17 protein-coding genes and 1 tRNA gene are annotated in these 17,671 nt (G+C 62.6%); 6 read left to right on the top strand and 12 right to left on the bottom strand.

All coding sequences use genetic code 11. The annotated features are described in order from the left end of the window. Positions 1-9: 9 nt before the first annotated feature. The 7 genes from ACR65W_RS04040 to ACR65W_RS04010 form a co-directional block, all read right to left on the bottom strand. Complete coding sequence (locus tag ACR65W_RS04040; RefSeq protein ID WP_434498004.1) at positions 10-600, bottom strand: DUF3501 family protein; 591 nt, start codon at positions 598-600, stop codon at positions 10-12. A 153-nt stretch (positions 601-753) separates the two neighbouring features. Continuing rightward, positions 754-2,100 (bottom strand): heterodisulfide reductase-related iron-sulfur binding cluster, encoded by a 1,347-nt coding sequence (locus tag ACR65W_RS04035; RefSeq protein ID WP_434498003.1) that lies wholly within the window; start codon positions 2,098-2,100, stop codon positions 754-756. Between the two features lie 151 nt (positions 2,101-2,251). Next, positions 2,252-2,671 (bottom strand): rubrerythrin family protein, encoded by a 420-nt coding sequence (locus ACR65W_RS04030; protein ID WP_026223003.1) that lies wholly within the window; start codon positions 2,669-2,671, stop codon positions 2,252-2,254. 155 nt (positions 2,672-2,826) lie between these two features. Next, entirely contained in the window at positions 2,827-3,837 is a 1,011-nt protein-coding gene (locus ACR65W_RS04025) for a methyltransferase (protein ID WP_434498002.1), read from the bottom strand. Positions 3,838-3,879: 42 nt separating this feature from the next. After that, positions 3,880-5,280 (bottom strand): ribosome biogenesis GTPase Der, encoded by a 1,401-nt coding sequence (der, locus tag ACR65W_RS04020; protein WP_434502347.1) that lies wholly within the window; start codon positions 5,278-5,280, stop codon positions 3,880-3,882. Between the two features lie 38 nt (positions 5,281-5,318). After that, positions 5,319-6,104, bottom strand: a complete 786-nt coding sequence (locus ACR65W_RS04015; RefSeq protein WP_434502345.1) for a tetratricopeptide repeat protein — start codon at positions 6,102-6,104, stop codon at positions 5,319-5,321. A gap of 86 nt (positions 6,105-6,190) precedes the next feature. After that, the gene (locus tag ACR65W_RS04010) at positions 6,191-7,525 is read right to left on the bottom strand and encodes a PQQ-dependent sugar dehydrogenase (RefSeq protein ID WP_434502343.1); all 1,335 of its coding nucleotides are present in this window, start codon (positions 7,523-7,525) and stop codon (positions 6,191-6,193) included. Between the two features lie 164 nt (positions 7,526-7,689). Here ACR65W_RS04010 and ACR65W_RS04005 point away from each other — a divergent pair, with 164 nt between their 5' ends. Further along, on the top strand, positions 7,690-8,499 hold the full coding sequence (locus ACR65W_RS04005; protein ID WP_434502341.1) for a DUF72 domain-containing protein: 810 nt from the start codon (positions 7,690-7,692) through the stop codon (positions 8,497-8,499). Between the two features lie 105 nt (positions 8,500-8,604). Here the strand turns inward: ACR65W_RS04005 and ACR65W_RS04000 are convergent, their stop codons facing one another. Together ACR65W_RS04000 and ACR65W_RS03995 are read right to left on the bottom strand one after the other, a co-directional pair. Further along, the gene (locus tag ACR65W_RS04000; RefSeq protein WP_434502339.1) at positions 8,605-9,717 is read right to left on the bottom strand and encodes an endonuclease/exonuclease/phosphatase family protein; all 1,113 of its coding nucleotides are present in this window, start codon (positions 9,715-9,717) and stop codon (positions 8,605-8,607) included. A gap of 86 nt (positions 9,718-9,803) precedes the next feature. Then, entirely contained in the window at positions 9,804-11,360 is a 1,557-nt protein-coding gene (locus ACR65W_RS03995; protein ID WP_434502337.1) for an MFS transporter, read from the bottom strand. Positions 11,361-11,522: 162 nt separating this feature from the next. On the opposite strand from ACR65W_RS03995, the gene rlmN reads away from it, so the two are divergent. The 3 genes from rlmN to ACR65W_RS03980 are packed head-to-tail and all read left to right on the top strand — an operon-like array spanning position 11,523 to position 13,317. Then, complete coding sequence (gene rlmN, locus ACR65W_RS03990) at positions 11,523-12,704, top strand: 23S rRNA (adenine(2503)-C(2))-methyltransferase RlmN (protein WP_434502334.1); 1,182 nt, start codon at positions 11,523-11,525, stop codon at positions 12,702-12,704. Further along, positions 12,705-13,052, top strand: coding sequence for a BrnT family toxin (locus tag ACR65W_RS03985; RefSeq protein WP_434502332.1), 348 nt, complete (start codon positions 12,705-12,707; stop codon positions 13,050-13,052). Further along, entirely contained in the window at positions 13,018-13,317 is a 300-nt protein-coding gene (locus tag ACR65W_RS03980; protein ID WP_434502330.1) for a BrnA antitoxin family protein, read from the top strand. Before ACR65W_RS03985 ends, ACR65W_RS03980 begins: the two co-directional genes overlap by 35 nt. On the opposite strand, the gene ACR65W_RS03975 is transcribed toward ACR65W_RS03980, so the two are convergent. Both ACR65W_RS03975 and ACR65W_RS03970 read right to left on the bottom strand, forming a co-directional pair. Further along, complete coding sequence (locus ACR65W_RS03975) at positions 13,292-13,831, bottom strand: disulfide bond formation protein B (RefSeq protein ID WP_434502328.1); 540 nt, start codon at positions 13,829-13,831, stop codon at positions 13,292-13,294. The two genes, ACR65W_RS03980 and ACR65W_RS03975, sit on opposite strands and share 26 nt — an antisense overlap. A 17-nt stretch (positions 13,832-13,848) precedes the next feature. Beyond that, positions 13,849-14,427 carry a YqaA family protein gene (locus tag ACR65W_RS03970; RefSeq protein ID WP_175095167.1) on the bottom strand — a complete coding sequence of 193 codons (579 nt, stop codon included), beginning with the start codon at positions 14,425-14,427 and terminating at the stop codon, positions 13,849-13,851. A 131-nt stretch (positions 14,428-14,558) separates the two neighbouring features. Here ACR65W_RS03970 and ACR65W_RS03965 point away from each other — a divergent pair. After that, positions 14,559-14,643: transfer RNA gene (locus tag ACR65W_RS03965), tRNA-Leu, on the top strand. Between the two features lie 151 nt (positions 14,644-14,794). Further along, entirely contained in the window at positions 14,795-16,024 is a 1,230-nt protein-coding gene (locus ACR65W_RS03960; RefSeq protein ID WP_434502326.1) for a tyrosine-type recombinase/integrase, read from the top strand. A 1,199-nt stretch (positions 16,025-17,223) separates the two neighbouring features. Here ACR65W_RS03960 and ACR65W_RS03955 read toward each other — a convergent pair. Further along, a complete protein-coding gene (locus tag ACR65W_RS03955) occupies positions 17,224-17,472 on the bottom strand; it encodes a hypothetical protein (RefSeq protein ID WP_434502324.1) in 249 nt (82 codons plus the stop codon). Positions 17,473-17,671: the final 199 nt, after the last annotated feature.

Raw genomic sequence — 17,671 nt, 5'->3', positions numbered from 1 at the left:
ATCTTCGAATTAACTGAAATCCTCCGCGAGCGATGCGCGCGTCGCTTCCGACAATACGGCCATATGGCTGTAGTTGGGATGCGACAGGCCCAAAATCACGCGCGTGTTCGGCTCCCTGAACGCCGCAATCTGCGCCTCCGTAAAGGGAAAGTGCACGAATTGCACGCTGCTCGCCTTGCCTTCAGCCGTGGTGCGATCCTGATCCTGCTCGGCCTTGCCGACGACACGCTCGCCGCCGACTTCGATGGAGGCCGTCTCCTCGACGCCGCCGAGTTGCGACAATACGCGCGCCCGCCGCAGCGCGTCGTCGATCTCGATCATGAACGTCGCGACGAGTTCCTTGCCCTTCGGCACCAGCGGATTATAGGCCGCAAGCTCGTCGGCGAGCTGCGCCTCGCCGCCTTTTTCGATGTGCAGCATCTCCTGCACCTGCAGCCACATCGTGTCGAAATTCTCGAAGTAGAAGGTGACGTAGGGGCCGACCTCGACCCGGCGGTTGCGCTTGATCGCGGTGAGACGTTTGCGATGCTCGGCGCGGCCTTTGGCGTATTCCGCCCAAGGGAGAATATCGGCGGGGGTCAGTTCGTGACGGCTCGTCATCTTCTTGGTGCTCCATCGACCTGAACCCTCATGCTGAGGAGCATCCAGGGGATGCGTCTCGAAGCACGAGGGCGAGGCATCCTACGCAAATTTTCTCTCGTCCTTCGAGACGCGAGCTTCGCTCGCTCTTCAGGATGAGGAAAAAACTCGCCGTTACGCGCCTGTAAGTCCATAAGCTCTCGCCATAAGCACGATCGGATGGCCGACGCGTTCGGGCTTCGGCGTCTCGCCGCCGAGCGTCTCGATCTCCTGTTCGATATGCAGTCCGGCAAGCGGGCATTCGGAAACGACGTGCTTCTTGTCGGCGTTCTGCAACTGCCGCGCGGCAGGCTTGCCCACCTTCATCGCCGTTTCGAAATTGCCCTTCTTGTAGCCCCAGGCGCCGCCATGACCCGAGCAGCGCTCGACCACGGCGACGTCGGCTTGCGGGATCAGCGCAAGCAGCTCGGCGCCTTTCTGGCCGATATTCTGGGCGCGCGAATGACAGGACACATGGAAGGCGACGCCGCCATCGAGTGGCGCCATGCCTTCGGCCAGCCCCTCTTTGCGCGCGATGTCGACGACATATTCGGAGAGGTCGAAGGTCGCCTCAGCCAAACGCTTGACGCTTTCGTCCTCCGGCAGAATCAGCGGCCACTCGAATTTCAGCATCAGCGCGCAGGACGGCACCGGCGCGACAATGTCGTAGCCCTCGTCGATATAAGGCGCAAAGGCCGCGGCGACCTTGCGCGCCGCCTCCGCCACGTCGTCGAGCATCCCCTGTTCAAGCTTCGGCATGCCACAGCAGGCCGGGTGCACGACTTTGGTCTCGACGCCGTTTTTTGCGAGCACGGCCAGCGCCGACATGCCGATCGACGTATCGTTATAATCGCCGTAGCAGGTCGCGTAGAGTACGGCCTTTCGGGCTTTTGCCGGCGCCGACTCGTCACGCATCGGCGGGTGCGCCGCGACCTGCGCTTCAAGCGTCTTGCTGGCGTATTTTGGCAGCTCGGCGTTACGATCGACGCCCGCGACTTTCTCCTCAAGGCCGCGCATCATTGTGTTGTCGCGGCGCGTCGCCCAATTGGCCGCGCCTGAGATCAGCGTCGCCCATTTGCCGTAGCGGTCAGTGTCGGCAAGCGCGCGATCGACGGCGGGCACGCCGTTCTTCTTCGCTTCAACCGCACGGTAGCGCAGGATCAGATGCGGAAAGTCGATGTTGAACTCATGTGGCGGCACATAGGGACACTTCGACATGAAGCACATGTCGCAGAGGGTGCAGGCGTCCACGACCTGTTTGAAATCCGCGCTCGCGACGGTGTCGAGCTCGCCGCTTTTCGATTCGTCGATGAGATCGAACAGCCGCGGGAAGGAGTCGCACAGATTGAAACAGCGCCGGCACGTGTGACAAATATCGAAAACCCGTCGCATTTCCGCGTCGAGCTTGGCATCGTCATAGAAATCGGCGCTGCGCCAATCCAGCGGATGCCGGATCGGAGCCTCGAGGCTGCCTTCTCTCATGATGGTCCTATGATGCGAACGCCGGACGCCCTCTCCCGCTTGCGGGAGAGGGTGGCTTGCGAAGCAAGCCGGGTGAGGGCGGCCCTCATCCGACCCTTGCTACGCAAGGGCCACCTTCTCCCGCTCCGCGGGAGAAGGACTCCACACGCCCTTACTTCAGCTCGTCCAGGGCGCGCTGGAAGCGGCCGGCATGCGAACGCTCAGCCTTGGCGAGCGTCTCGAACCAGTCGGCGATCTCCTCGAAGCCCTCGTCGCGGGCCGAGCGCGCCATGCCGGGATACATGTCCGTATATTCGTGCGTTTCCCCGGCGACGGCGGCCTTGAGGTTATCGGCGGTCTTGCCGATGGGCAGGCCGGTCGCAGGATCGCCGACGGTCTCCAGGAACTCCAGATGGCCATGGGCGTGGCCGGTCTCGCCTTCGGCGGTGGAGCGGAACACGGTGGCCACGTCATTGTAGCCCTCGACGTCGGCCTTTTGAGCGAAATAGAGATAACGGCGATTCGCCTGCGATTCGCCGGCGAAGGCGGCCTTCAAATTTTCTTCGGTCTTGCTGCCCTTGAGCATAGCCATTTTCTTGCCTCCGAGTATTCGAGTTGGCGCAGCCGTCAGGCCCGCGACACAAGAATTAGAATAATTCAAAACTAGCGTCTGTCCAACCAAAATCCAGCGCGGCGACGCGGGGATTCGTCGCAGGCGCCGTGGAAGCGTTCGCGCGCGCGGCGGCTCTATTTGACGCCGACCACCATGGAATCCGGCCCAGTCAGATGCTCAACCCGGGAGCTGGAGAACCCGGCTTCCTTGATCCAGCCCTCGCAGTCGGCGCCCGTAAAGTCGAAGCCGCCGTCGGTCTCGATCAGCATATTAAGGCTCATCAGCAGGCCGAAAGCGTTCTCGCGACGATCATTGTCGATCATGGCTTCATAGACGATGAGCGCGCCGCCTGCTGGGAGAGCGTCATAGGCCTTCCTCAACAGCAGCCGCTTTTGCTCAAGATCCCAGTCATGAAGGATGTGCCCCATGATGATGACGTCGGCCTGGGGCAGATCATCCTTGAAAAAATCGCCGGGGTAGAACCGCAGTCGCTCCGCGAGCCCATTGGCGACGACAAACTCCTCGAATATCGGTCCGACTTGGGGAAGGTCGAAGCCGCCGCCCGAAAGATGTAGATGCGCCCGCGCGATTGTCACGGGAACCATGCCCTGCGCGGCGCCGACGTCGATGAATGTCCGATAGTCCCGCCAGGAGAATTTGTCGGCGATCGCCTGGGCGGCGCCGGCGCTCACGCCGCTCATCGCGGAGAGGAAGCCGCGCAGACGTTGCGGATCGGCGTAAAGCGCCGCGAAAAGATCGCTGGCGTCCTGATCTTCGCTCTGTCGGCGACCAGTTTTCAGCGCCTCCGACAGATGTCCCCAGCTCTCATAGAGACGCGCATTGGCCATCTCCAGCAGCCCGCCGACATAGCTCGGCCGTCCGCGCACAAGAAAAAAATCCGTCTCGGGCGTATTGGCGTAACGCCCGTTGGCGTCGCGCACCAAAACTTTCATCGCCACGAGCGCGTCGAAAAAGTCGCGCGCGGAGCGTTCATGCAGGCCGAGTTTCGCCGTCAGCGTCGCAAGGTCGGCGGGGCCGTCGGCGAGAGCGTCGAAGACGCCGAGCTCCACTGCCGAGAGCAGCGCCTTGGCGTTCCAGAACGACATGCCGAGAGCGAGAAGTTTTTCAGGAGAAGGCTTGAGCATGGCGCCACAATCTCGCGAGCGGCGTCATGACACAAGAGTCGCTCAGCCCTTGTGACATCCTTCGAACGGGTTCTCCCCCGCCTTTTTTGAAATCCTGATTGGCACGCCGGGAAGGTCGAAAGTCTTGCGCAGACCGTTAATCAGGAACCGCTCGTAACTCGTCGGCAGCTCGTCGAGCTGATTGCCGAAGAGCACGAAATGCGGCGGCCGCGATTTCGCTTGCGTCATGTAGCGTATCTTGATGCGTCGCCCGGAAACCGCCGGCGGCGGCGTCTCCTCGATTTGCGTCAGCAGCCATCGATTGAGCCGGCCGGTGCCGATGCGCTTGTTCCAAATTTCATGAACCGAGACGATCGCTTGCATGAGCTTGTCCAGCCCCTGCCCCGTCGCGCCTGACACCGGAACCACCGGACAGCCGCGCAGCTGCGCCAGAAGGCGTTCGGCGTCTTCGCGCAGCTTGATGAGCGTCGCGCCGCGGTCCTCGACGAGGTCCCATTTGCCAAGCGCAATGACGACGGCGCGCCCCTCGCGAGCCGCGAGGTCGGCGATGGAGAGATCCTGCTTCTCGAAAGGAATCGTCGAATCGACGAGCAGCACGACGACTTCCGAGAACCGCACGGCGCGCAGCGCGTCGGCGGCCGACAGCTTTTCCAGCTTGTCGACGACGCGGGCGCGCTTGCGCAGACCGGCCGTGTCGAAGAGCTTCATCTTCCGGTCGCGCCACACGAAATCGACAGAGATCGAATCGCGCGTGATTCCCGCTTCGGGTCCCGTCAGCAGGCGGTCCTCGCCGAGAATGCGGTTGATGAGCGTCGATTTTCCGGCGTTGGGCCGCCCAACAACCGCGATGCGCAGCGGCTTCGTTATATCGAGGTCGCTGCCGTCCTCCTCGTCGTTGCGCAGATTTTCTTCAATGGCGACGTCGTCTTCGAAAGGCTCGGCGGTCTCCTCGGGCAGAGCCTCGCGCAGCGCGTCATAGAGCGCGCTTATGCCTTCGCCATGCTCGGCGGAAAACGGCACGGGATCGCCAAGGCCCAGCGAAAAAGCGTCGTAAACCCCTGGCTCGCCAGCCTTCCCTTCCGCTTTATTGGCGATCAGGATCACCGGCTTGCCGGCGCGACGGACGAGATCGGCGAAATATTTGTCGTCGGGCGTGACGCCGGCGCGCGCGTCGATGAGAAAGAGAATTGCGTCGGCGGCGAGGATCGCGCTCTCGGTCTGGGCGCGCATCCGCCCTTCCAACGTCGGGCCCGGGCCTTCCTCCAACCCGGCCGTGTCGACGATGGTGAAACGCAGATCGGCGAGCTTGGCTTCGCCCTCCCGGCGATCGCGGGTGACGCCGGGACGATCGTCGACAAGCGCCAGCTTCTTGCCGGTCAGCCGGTTGAACAGCGTCGATTTGCCGACGTTCGGCCGGCCGATGATCGCGAGCGAAAAGGACATGACTCGTTTCTCGCTGCGCTGCCGCGCCCCTACGCCAACTATTTCGAGGGCTTCACCTCGAACGGCGCCTCGCCGGACGACGCAGCGCCTTCCTGTTCCGGCTCGATCACCGGCGTCACGGTGACATTGCCGCCGCTCGCGGCTGCCCCTGCCCCGGCCGCCGGCGCCGCCGCCGGCTTGGGTCCGCGCTTCGCGTGCAGCAATCCCTGATAGGCAGCGGCCCGCTGGCGCATGGATTGCGGAGCGTCGCGATCGCTGAGCAGAATGTTGAAGTCCCTTTCGGCCTCTTCGAAATCGTCATTGGCCAGCGCGTCGAGACCATTCAGTTCTTGCGCCGAGAAGCGGAAAGCGCCGTTCGACGTCATCATGGGTCCGAGCGCGCGTTCCATTTTCTGGCGGTCTCCGCTCTCGATGATGATCAGCGCGGCGCGCAGCAGAGCGACTTCCTGATTCAGTTTGTCGACATTCTTGTCATCGGCGATCGCCTCCAAATCTTGGAGCGCGCGCGCCTTGTCCTCGCGCAGTTCCGCAGCCCGGATGCGCGCGAGCGTCGCATAGCCTTTGGGACCGTCCTTGGCGAGCGCGTCGAAAGCGGCCGCCGCGTCCTGCGCCTTGCCCTCGTTGGCGAGCGCGACCGCAGCTTCAAAGCGGGCGTTCGCGGCTTCCGCCATTTTCTGACGGTTGGTCTGGTAATAGCTCCACGCGCCGGTCGCCGCGACGATCAGCACGGCGAAGATCAGGATCGGCGTGTGATAGCGCCGCCAAAGCTCCGCCGCCTTGTCGCGCCGGACATCTTCATCGACCTCATGGAAAATATCGGACATGTGCTCCAGACCCTTGACTCCGCCCGAAAAAACCGGGCTGACCGCAGCCGTTAGCACAGGCGGCGGCCAAATGCGAGCGAAGCCGGCTATTCAGCTTGCTTCTTGGCGCCGCTCGCCCGCCACACGACGCCGCCGACGTCGTCGGCCACCAGCAGTCCGCCGCGCTTATCGACGATGACGCCGACCGGCCTGCCCTGCGCTTCGCCGCGCTCGTTCAGAAAGCCGGTCAGCACCTCTTTCGGAGCGCCGACCGGCGCGCCATTCTCGAACTTTACGAAAATGACGCGATAGCCCACGCGGGGACTGCGATTCCACGATCCGTGCTGGCCGATGATGGCGCCGTTCTGGAACGGCCCAAGGTCCGCGTCGCCGACGAAGGTGAATCCGAGCGAAGCGGTATGCGAGCCGAGCGCATAATCCGGCCGGATCGCCTGTTTGACGAGTTCCGGATCCTGCGGCTGCACGCGCTCGTCGACATGCTGTCCGTAGTAGCTGTAGGGCCAGCCGTAAAAGGCGCCCTCTTGGACCTTCGTCATGTAGTCGGGCACGAGATTGTCGCCAATCTCGTCGCGTTCGTTCACCGCGACCCAGAGGTCGCCTGTCGCTGGATTCCAATCCATCCCGACGGGATTGCGCAGTCCCGAAGCGAAAACCCGCGTGTCGCCGGTCGCCGGATCGATCTCCAGAATGGCGGCGCGGTTATGCTCTTCCTCCATGCCGTTCTCGGCGGCATTGGAGTTGGACCCGACGCCGACGTAGAGACGCGAACCCACAGGATCGGCGACAAGGCTCTTGGTCCAGTGATGATTGCGTCCGGCCGGCAGATCCGCGACCTTTTCGGGCGGCGCTTCGATGCGCGTATCGCCTTCCTTATATGGAAAGCGCACGAGCGAATCGGCGTTGGCGACATAAAGCTGATCGCCCACCAGCGCCATGCCGAAGGGCGAATTCAGGTTTTCCAAAAAGACTTCCTTCGTCTCGGCCACGCCATCGCCGTCTGCGTCGCGCAGCAGCGTGATGCGGTTGGCGCTCGGCTTATCGGACCCGGCCTGGCGCATATAAAGGCCCATGAAGAAGCCGCGAACGCCGCCGCCGCCTTCATTTTCGGATTTCGCCGGCGCATCGGTTTCCGCGACAAGAATGTCGCCGTTTGGCAATTCGTAAAGCCAGCGCGGATGATCGAGCCCCGTCGCAAAAGCTTCAACGCCCAGCCCCTCGGCGGGCGTGGGTTTTTCAGCGCTTGGCCAGCCCACGGCGCGCGCGATATTCACGTATGGAAAGGCGCCGGTCGGATGCGGCTCCGGCAGCGTCGGATTGGGGCCGTACCCAGCGCTCTCCGGTATTTCGGGGCCGCGATCGCAGGCCGCGAGCGCGATCGCTGTCAACGCGAATAGAAATCTCCCGAAAAAATTCGCCGCCATGGCGCCCCCTCCCCAAACGAATCCCCGCAAACACGAGAAGCCGCAGCTTCAACCATCGACAGCCGGCGACGACGACAAATATGTTGTCGACGACGCCGCTAGAAATGGCGCAGCGGGGGCAAGTCTCAAGCCCTCGCCAGTCGACACGCGAGGCTGCAGCGCAAATGAGTCAAAAGACGGGACGCATCTATGTCGGCGTCGGGGGCTGGAATTACGCGCCCTGGCGCGAATCCTTTTACCCCGCCGGCCTGCCGCATAAGCGCGAACTCGAATATGCGAGCCATAACCTCACCTCGATCGAAATTAACGCCACCTACTATCGCACGCAGAGCGCCGCGAGCTTCGCCAAATGGCGCGACGAAACGCCCGAAGGTTTCATCTTCAGCGTCAAGGCGCCGCGCTTCGCGGTGATGCGCAAGACGCCAAAGGAGGCGAGCGAATCGATCGAGCGCTTCTTTAAGAGCGGGGTGATGGAGCTTGGAGACAAGCTCGGACCCATCTTATGGCAGTTTCTCCCGACGAAGAAATTCGACGCGGCGTTCTTCGACGCCTTTCTTTCGCTCCTGCCGAGGAACATCGGCGGACGGTCGCTGACGCACGCCATTGAGCCGCGCCATGAGAGCTTCAAGACGGCCGAGTTCGTCGCACTGGCGCGCCGACATGGCGTCGCCATCGCCGTCGCCGGCGATGCAAAATATCCGCTCATCGCCGACGTGACGGCGCCCTTCGTCTATGCGCGCATCATGGGAACGCTGGAGACTGAGCCGAAGGGTTATGACGCCGCCGCTCTCGACGAATGGGCGCAGCGCGCACGACAATGGTCGAGTGGCGCAACTCCGAGCGGGCTCGACTATTTTGCGGAAACACAACAGAAGGCGGCGACGCCCCGCGACGTCTTTCTATACGTCATCAGCGGCGCGAAGGAACGCAACCCGGCCGCCGCCATGGCGCTGATCGAGCGACTCTCCCGCTAAAGCAGGTTCCGAAAAAGTTGACAGACTTTTTCGATGAGAACCTGCTACAATATTTTGATTTAGAGCGCTGCCCGATCACATGATTCCATGTGATCGGGCAGCGCTCTAAAGGTCGATGTCCACCCAAATCGCGGCATGATCCGACGCTGCGTCCTCCTTGCGGGCGACTTCCGGATAGGCCTCCCAGCGTTTGGCCCGCGCGCCGGGCCACATGCCTTTGCGAAACACGCCGCCGCTCGTGACCCTGTCGAACAGCGCCGGCGACAGCAGAATGAAGTCGATCTTGTTGTCCGCGGCGCAACTGCCGTAGGTGCCTGGGAAACCGCCGTCGTCAAATTTCGGATGCAAAAAAATGTCCTTCAGATCCGTCCCTTCGATAAGAGGACTCAAAGGTTCGCTGTCCGGCGTGTCGTTGAAGTCGCCCATCACGACGATGTTCTTGATCCCCATGGCGACGCGTTCGTCGTAGATTTCAGCGACGCGTTTCGCCTGCGCGCGACGTTTGGCGTTGGATGATTGCTGCGAGCCGAAACCCTTGCTCTTGAAGTGATTGAGCATCACCAGGAGGCGCGCGCCGGACGGCGCCGTCACCTCGAACTCGGCGCAGTCACGCGAAAAGATCGGATTCCGCTCGGTCAACATGTCGTCGACATGGCTGCGCAGCACGCCAATCGGAAACCCCTGCCGCGTCAACAGGCCGACGTCGATGCCGCGCGTATCGTTGCCGTCGATCACCATCGCGTGGCGGAATGCCTCGCCGCCGAGCGCAGCGACGACGTCCGCGTTGAAATCCCGCAGCACCGGCCGGCTCTCGACTTCGACGACGCCGAGAACGTCCGCCTCGACATCTCTCATTACCCGCGCCGTATTCCGCATCGCCTGTTCGTCGACGGGCTCGTCGCGCAACTCCAGCGAGCCGACCCAATCGGCGCGCCCGCTCGCGACTATCTGAACGCCGCCCGACTTGGGGCGTTTGATCAGTGCGCCCCTATTACGCCGCAGAATGACAAAATCGCCGACGTCGGATTTTTCCAAATCAAGTTCAATGACAAGTTTCGCCATGCGCGTCTTGTCGGCGGCGCTGTACGAAGGCTGCGCCAACAACGTATTCAGTTCCGCGAAACGTTCGAGAATAGGCTTGCCTTGCGAAAGGCTCTTGAGATTCATGGCGCGTGCGCGGTCGAAAAGATTCTCAACATTGTATGAGGCGAGTCTCATGAAATCCCCCAAGCGCAAAAAACAACAGTATGCGCTGGAGGCTAAAGCTCGACGCGCGCCGTGACAAGCGCATGACGGACGACGTGCTACGCCGGGGCCGAACTGGGCTTTTCGCCTGTGCCTTGCGGAGGACGCGCTTGCTTGAGCGCAATCTTCGTCGCGAACGCCGCGCCGACAAGCCCCAAGGCGCCCAACCAGGCGGTCGCCTGAAAACCGGCGCAGAAGGCTTCGCGCGCGGCGGAGAGCGTCCGCTCGGCCTGCTCCGGCGGCAAGAATTTGACCGCATCCGCCGCGCCGCCGAGCGTCGCGCCGGCCGCCCGCGCGACGTCCGCCGGGAGCCCCGCGACGACGTGGGCCATTTTGGCTCGATAGATCAGTGTGCCGAGACTGCCGAGCGCGGCGATGCCGAGCGCGCCGCCAAGTTCGATCGCCGTTTCCGACAAGGCTGACGCCCCGCCCGCGCGCTCGGGCGGCGCCGATGTGACGATGATTTCCGTCGTCAGCGCGATCACCGGCGTGAAGCCGACGAGAAGCAGAGACGAAAGAAGCACCCCGTAGAATCCGCCGGCCAGCGCAAGGCCGACGAATCCAGCCGCAGCGACGATCAGGCCGCCGGCGAGAAGATTGACGGGCGCGATGCGGTGCGCCAGCGCGGGCGTGGCGAAGGAGCCGATCATGAAGACGATCGCCGACGGCGTCGACCACAGACCCGCATCGAGCGGCGTCAAACCAGCAACGAGCTGAAAATACTGTGCGAGCAGAATGAACGACCCGAACATGAAGAAGACGCCGAGCATGTTGATGCAAAGCGCCGTGTTCAGCGACCGCGAGCGAAACAGCGCGAGATCGATCAACGGATCTTCGAGCCGCGCCTGTCGGCGTAGGAACAGGAGCGCGAGTCCGACGCCTGCCGCCATCGATCCGATTGAATCGACGCCAAAGCCCGCCTCGGCGGCGCGCTTCAATCCGTAAATGAAGGACAGCACCGCCGCGAGCGACAGAAGCGCGCTGGCGAGATCCAGCCGGCCCGCGTCGGGATCGCGATATTCCGGCAGAAGCACCGGCCCAAGAATAAGCAGAAGGACCATTACCGGGACGCCCGCGAGAAAGACCGATCCCCAGCCGAAAGACTGAATGAGCGCGCCGCCGACGAGCGGCCCGATGATGGCGCCGGCGGAGAAGCTCGAAATCCACATGCTGACCGCAAAGGTGCGTTCCGACGGATCGCGGAACATGTTGGCGAGGAGCGACAGCGTCGACGGCGCGAGGGTCGCTCCCGCAACGCCGAGCGCGGCGCGCGCTAAAATCAGCATCTGCGCCGATTTCGAGAAAGCCGCCAGGACCGATACGGCGCCGAACGCCGCGGCGCCCAGCAGCAGCACCTTGCGCCGGCCGATGCGATCGCCGAGCCCGCCCATGATCATCAGGAAGCCGGCGACCATGAAGCCGTAGACGTCGATGATCCACAGCAGTTGCGACGCGCTCGGCCGCAGCTCCGCCGTCAGCGCCGGAATGGCGAGATTGAGCACCGTGAAGTCCATCGCATAGACCAGGCAGGGCAGAGCGAGGACGGCGAGCCCGATCCACTCCCGGCGCGTCGCCTTGAGCGAAGGATCGGATGCGTCTGGCGCGGCGCTATGCAAAGGGAGTCGCTCCGTCGGCCCTCTTGGGCGTGAGCGCGCAGCGTTTATCGTTTTTGAAGGGCGACATCAAGGAAGGACGACGCCCTCAAACGACGACGTAGCGGCGGCCTCTCAAAAAATTGCGCGAAGGCATGATATAAGGAACGCTGTTCCGAGGACGTCATGAGCCTATCCGATCTTTCCGCTGCGCCCACGTCGACGCTTAAGCCTTCGCTCGCCGGAATGACCCGCGCCGAGATCGCCGACGCCTTGCGCGCCTTCGGCCTGCCGGAGCGCGAAATCCGCATGCGTGTGTCGCAGCTCTGGCATTGGGTCTATTTCCGCGGCGCGCGCGACTTTGGCGAGATGCTGAATGTCTCCAAGGCGATGCGTGCCCAGCTCATGGACGCCTTCGCGCTGCGCGTGCCAGAGATCGTCGAGGAGCGGATTTCCGTCGACGGCACGCGCAAATGGCTGCTGCGGCTGCAGCCGGTCGACGCCTTCGACAAGGGCGCCGAAGTCGAATGCGTCTATATCCCGGAAAGCGACCGCGGAACGCTTTGCGTCTCCTCGCAGGTCGGCTGCACCTTGAACTGCAGCTTCTGCCACACGGGCACGCAGCGGCTTGTGCGCAATCTGACGACCGCCGAGATTGTCGGGCAATTGCTCGTGGCCCGGCAGCGGCTCGGCGATTTTCCCGATCGCGAACGATCGACGGACGGGCTGGTGCCAGCGGGCGAAGGCGTGCGCGCCGTCTCCAACATCGTTTTCATGGGCATGGGCGAACCGCTCTACAATCTCGACAGCGTCATGGCGGCGGTCGAGGTCATGGCCGACGGCGACGGACTGGCGCTGTCAAAGCGCCGCATCACCGTCTCGACCTCGGGCGTCGTGCCGCAGATTGAGCGTCTGGGCGCGGAGTGCGGGCCAGCGCTGGCGATTTCGCTGCATGCGGTCCGCGACGAGCTGCGCAACGATCTTGTGCCGCTCAACAAGAAATATCCGATCAAGGAGCTGTTGCAGGCCTGCCGTGACTATCCCGGCGCGTCGAACGCAAGGCGCATCACCTTCGAATATGTGATGCTGAAAGGCGTGAACGACTCGCCCGCCGACGCCAAGGAGCTGGTGCGGCTCCTGAAAGGCCTGCCGGCGAAGATCAATCTCATACCCTTTAACCCCTGGCCGGGCGCGCCCTACGAATGTTCGGACTGGGAGATGATCGAGCGCTTCTCCGACATCGTCTTCAACGCCGGCTACGCGAGTCCCGTGCGCACGCCGCGCGGGCGCGACATTCTCGCCGCCTGCGGTCAGCTGAAGAGCGAGACGGAAAAGTTGCGGGCAAGCGCCAGGATGACGGCGGGGTGAGTGCTGCCACGCTTGTTGTCCGATTTACATTATTGTATATACAGGATTGGGATATCGAGCGTGGAATTCGAGTGGGACGCTAGCAAGGCGCGGCGAAACGTCGCCAAGCATGGCGTTTCATTTGAAATTGCACGACGGGTTTGGGACGATCCCCTGCATGTCATCCTCCCGGACCGTTTCGAGGATGGCGAAGAACGTTGGCATGCGATCGGAGTTGTTGGCGGAGTGGCGCTTTTAGTCGTTGTGCATTGCTACCCCCACGCAAACGAAGGCGAGCGCGTGCGGATCATCGGCGCGCGAAAGGCGACGCCTCATGAGAGAAGGCGCTATGAGCAAGAAGGAGTTTAGCCCCAAGGAGCTTTGCGAGCTTGAGAAGCTTGCCGCCTTGTCTGACGACAAGATCGATACGCAGGATATTCCTGAAGCGCCCGCCGAAAACTGGGCTTTCGCTCGTCGCGGCGCGTTCTACAAGCCCGTCAAACAGCCGGTGAGTATTCGCATCGATGCGGACGTATTGGACTGGTTCAAGCGCCATGCAGAGGGAAGAGGCTATCAGACAGAAATCAATCAGGTGTTGCGGCGCCATGTCATGGCGAAGGAGAGCCAGCGTTGAACTTGCGCCGGTTAAACCGGTAAGCGTAACCCGCCAGCGCCGCCAGCGCCGCGGAAATCGCGACGTTCCAATTCGCCAGCGTCAGGCCGAAAATCCATAGATTCGGCTCGTCGCAGCGCACGACCTTCACCGATTGAAGCTGCTTCATGAAATCGGCGACCGACGGCGCGGTCGACAGCGGCCCCGAGCAGTCGGACGGCCCGGCGAAAATCTTCCACTCGACGCCCGAATGATAGATCGAAAGCATGGCGTCGCCGGCGAAGAGCAGCGCCATCAGCAGGAAGGCCGCGCGGGCCATTCCCCTCCGCCCCGTCTGCGCGGCGAAGGCGGCGAGCGGCGCGAGCACGAAAGCCGCGTAATAGGGAACGCGCTCCTTGTAACAGAGTTCGCACGGCAGATAGCCGAGCGACTCATAAGCCCAGGCGCCGCCGATCGCCGCAACGGCGGCGGCGAGGATGAGAAGCGATGCGTTGCGCGGCTCGACGACGCAATGAACGACGCTGCGCCACTCCATTCGACAGACTCGCACGCTTAAAACATTTTCGCCGCAAGCGCGAAGCCGGCGACGACGATCACCGCCAGCGACGCGATGAAAAGTCCGAAGTGGCTCTCGAGCTTCGAGCGAATCGGATCGCCAAAGCGATTGATCGCCGCAGCCAGCACGAAAAACCGCGCGCCCCGCGTCACCATCGACAATACGATGAACAGCGGGAAATTATAGGCGAGAAGCCCCGAGACGATGGTCACGAGCTTAAAGGGAATGGGCGTGAAGCCCTTGACCAGAATGAAGATCGCCCCCCACTGCGCGTAGAAGGCGCGCAGCGCCTCCATCTTCTCGCCGTAGCCGTAGAGATTGATCAGCCACTGACCGATCGTGTCATAGAAGAGCGCGCCGAAGGCGTAGCCGAGCGCCCCGCCCGCGACCGAGGCGATCGTGCAGATGCCAGCGAAATACCAGGCCTTCTTCGGCTCGGCGAGCGTCATCGGCACGAGGATCACGTCGGGCGGCACCGGGAAGAAGGAGCTCTCGGCAAAAGCGATCGCGCCAAGCGCCAGGGGCGCATGCCGGCTCGCGGCGAGCGACATGGTCCAGTCGTAGAGCTTTTTCATCTGTTCCCGGGGTTGGCGCGGCGCGCTGCCCGCGCATAGCACGTAAGCGTTGAAGAAAGAAGTTTCTCGGGTTGACGGGCGCCGAGGCGCGGCTAATATCCGCGCCGCTTCGCCGGCTTCCCGCCGGCCGGGCCCCTGTGGCGGAATTGGTAGACGCGCTCGACTCAAAATCGAGTTCCGCAAGGAGTGCTGGTTCGACTCCGGCCAGGGGCACCAACGGTTATTTCGCCGACCTTCGCAAGCCTCCATTAAATCCTCCAAAACAATAGGATGCGTCCTATTTCCGTTTCACCTACATTCACGAAAGAGCGTTGGTAGCCCAAAAATCCGTTGGTAGGTTTGCTGGTATGGTGACGATACCACCACCATGGATACCAACATGCCGCTCACCGAACTCCAGATCAGGAACGCGAAGCCCGGAGAGAAGCTGATCAAGCTCTCAGATGGCGCCGGACTCCAGCTTTGGATCACGCCGGAGAAGAAGCGCTATTGGCGCTACGCCTATCGCTTCGATGGGAAGCAAAAGGTCTATGCGATCGGCGTCTACCCCGACGTAGGGCTCAAAGCCGCGCGAGAGGCTCGCGACAAGGCCAAGCAGCTACTTGCGCAGGGTCGCGACCCGATGCTCGCCAAAAGGCTCCGCAGGGCCGCCCAGGCCATGTCCTCGGCCACGACGTTCGAGGCGATCGCCGATGAATTTCTCCAGAAGAAGGCGACGGAAGGAAAGGCCCGGAAGACGCTCGCCAAGCTTCAATGGCTTATCAGCATCGCCCTGCCCTCGATCGGCGCGCGCCAGATCAGCGATCTGAGTCCACGCGAGGTGTTGGCTGTTCTGCGAACCGTCGAAACCCGTGGCCAGCATGAGACCGCTCGGCGCCTGCGGGCAGTGCTGAGCGAAGTCTTCCGATATGCGATCGCGACAGACCGGGCGGAGAACGACCCCACGATAGCTCTCAAGGGCGCGCTGATCGCGCCGAAGGTGAGGCACAGGGCGGCGTTCGTCGACGCCCAGCCTTTCGGCACGCTGCTCCGCGCGATTGATGGCTACCAAGGTCAGCCGGAAACCAGGATCGCCCTTCAGCTGCTCGCCTTGACCTTCGTGCGGTCTGGAGAACTCCGCAACGCGGACTGGAGCGAATTCGATCTCGAAAAGGCGGTCTGGTCCATCCCCGCGGGCAGGATGAAGATGAAGCGCGCGCATCGCGTCCCGCTGGCGCCGCAGGTGGTGACCTTGCTCGAGGAGCTCAGATCTATCTCGCTGGGCCGCGGGCCCCAGCTCTTCCCCGGCCAGCGGAGCGCGGAGCGCCCGATCTCGGAAAACACCTTCAACGCGGCGCTCCGGCGGCTCGGCTACGCCAAGGAAGAGGTCACCGCCCACGGATTCCGGGCGACTGCCTGCTCAATGTTGAACGAGTCGGGCCTGTGGAGCGTCGACGCGATCGAACGCCAGCTCGCGCATGTCGAGAGCAACAATGTCCGCCGGGCCTATGCCCGCGCCGACTATTGGGACGAGCGCGTGCGCATGATGGCGTGGTGGGCCGACAGGTGTGACGAGATGAGGTCGGCCAACGCTTGCCAAGGGATGCGCCACAAATGACCCCACGCGAATATCTCGACACGATCTGTCGACCAAGCTTCGAAGATTTTAGGGCCGAACCTTCGTCGATAAGGCGAGCATGGATCTCGGCGGCGGCTCTGTATCATTTTGTGGACTGCCTGGCGGTGAACCGAAATCAGAAACATCCGATCATTTGGAAGGAGCTCGAGGTCACCTTTCCGAGACTGCAAGCGCTCGCGGACATAGCGAACACGAGCAAACATCTCCGATTAAAGGATGGACCTGGCAAGGGCTTGGCGGCTCAACACTTTCAGACGGGACTAGGCGCAGCTTTCTCAGATGGGACTTATTTCAGCGACGGAGAAACCTTTTCTGATGCGCCCGAGGTAGTTCGGATGGAGTTCAAGGGCAAGATCCTCGACGTCCTTTGGCTTTGTGAAGCCGCGCTCGCCGCTTGGGAGGGAGTGACGTAAGAGTCAAGGAACCGGAATGACGCCCGCCCCCCCTACGCCCTTCCCCTCCGGATCCGCAAGGCCGCCGAGTCCTTCGTTGTCGAAGATGCCGGCGGGGTCGCCCTGGCCTACGTCTATTTCGAGGAAGATCCGAGCCGCCGCGGGCTCGTCAACCGCCTCTCCAGCGTCGACGCCAAGGCCGTTGCGCAGACGATCGCGCGGACGCTGACGACCTGCGGCTCCAGCGCATAAGAAAGCCTGGTCGTCGCCGGCCGGGCTGGAGACGCAGGGACGTGCATGAGCGACGCGTCGCGCGCCTCTCCATAGGCTACGCCTTCGACCAGAAAGAAACGTAGCCGAAAATGCCACGAGGTGTTTCCGGCTACATTATCGTCATTCGCTAACTTCGGCGCTTAGCGACGATCGTCGCGGCGTTGTTCACGCTCGCCCTGGCGCCCGCTACGGGTATCCTGGCGCTCGCCCTGACGGTCTTGACGTTCTTTCTGAGCCGCAAGGACAAGGTTCGAGTTGGAGATTGCGCCGCCCTGAGAATTTGGCACTGGGGCTGCATGAGCACTCGCTCCTAAGCCAAACATCAACAACGCGCCCACCGCCCCTCCAAAGAATTTATGCATGGGCATTCCTCCCCATATCTTCCTCTTCGCCCCACCTAGGGCGAAAACTCTTATGTATCGCGCCGCAGCCACTTGGTAAGCCGCCGCTGATCCATTCTGCGAACAGCGGCGCACAAATGACACGCTGCAGCTTGTCTTCGTTTTCCGTTTATCAGCTAAGCGCGGCCGTGGGGCGCTCTACTTTACAGCGAAGAATTATCGTGACGCCGGCACTTTTCGCATCCTCCAACCGCTTCCGCGCCTCGCGGAGGCGCTCAGACAATGGGTTGGGCCGCCATGCATCTTTCCCGCGAACTTTTACGAAAGCGCGAAAGGTTCGCCCTTCGTACTTGGCGAGCAACCGGGCGTCGTCCTGAAGCTGACGCGCGATCGCCGCCTGGTCTCTGATTTCGATGGACATGCGTGACCTTCCTCGCGCCCAAGCGGGCGCATTTCGACTGTGATGTGAGGAAGGTCGCGGCCCGACTTTGCCTGGATTCCGTCGCTGGACACTGGCTCGAAAGAGCGCTCGTCTCTGGACCCTATCGCTCCCGGCGCGGGATGCCGCTCGCGCGACCGTGATCAAGATAGGCCGTGGGATTCGTCACGACAAGGGCGAA

Origin of the sequence: Methylocystis sp. (assembly GCF_051062815.1) — a bacterium.
In the GTDB taxonomy this organism is placed as follows: domain Bacteria; phylum Pseudomonadota; class Alphaproteobacteria; order Rhizobiales; family Beijerinckiaceae; genus Methylocystis.
This window is presented reverse-complemented; position numbering and strand designations above follow the sequence as displayed.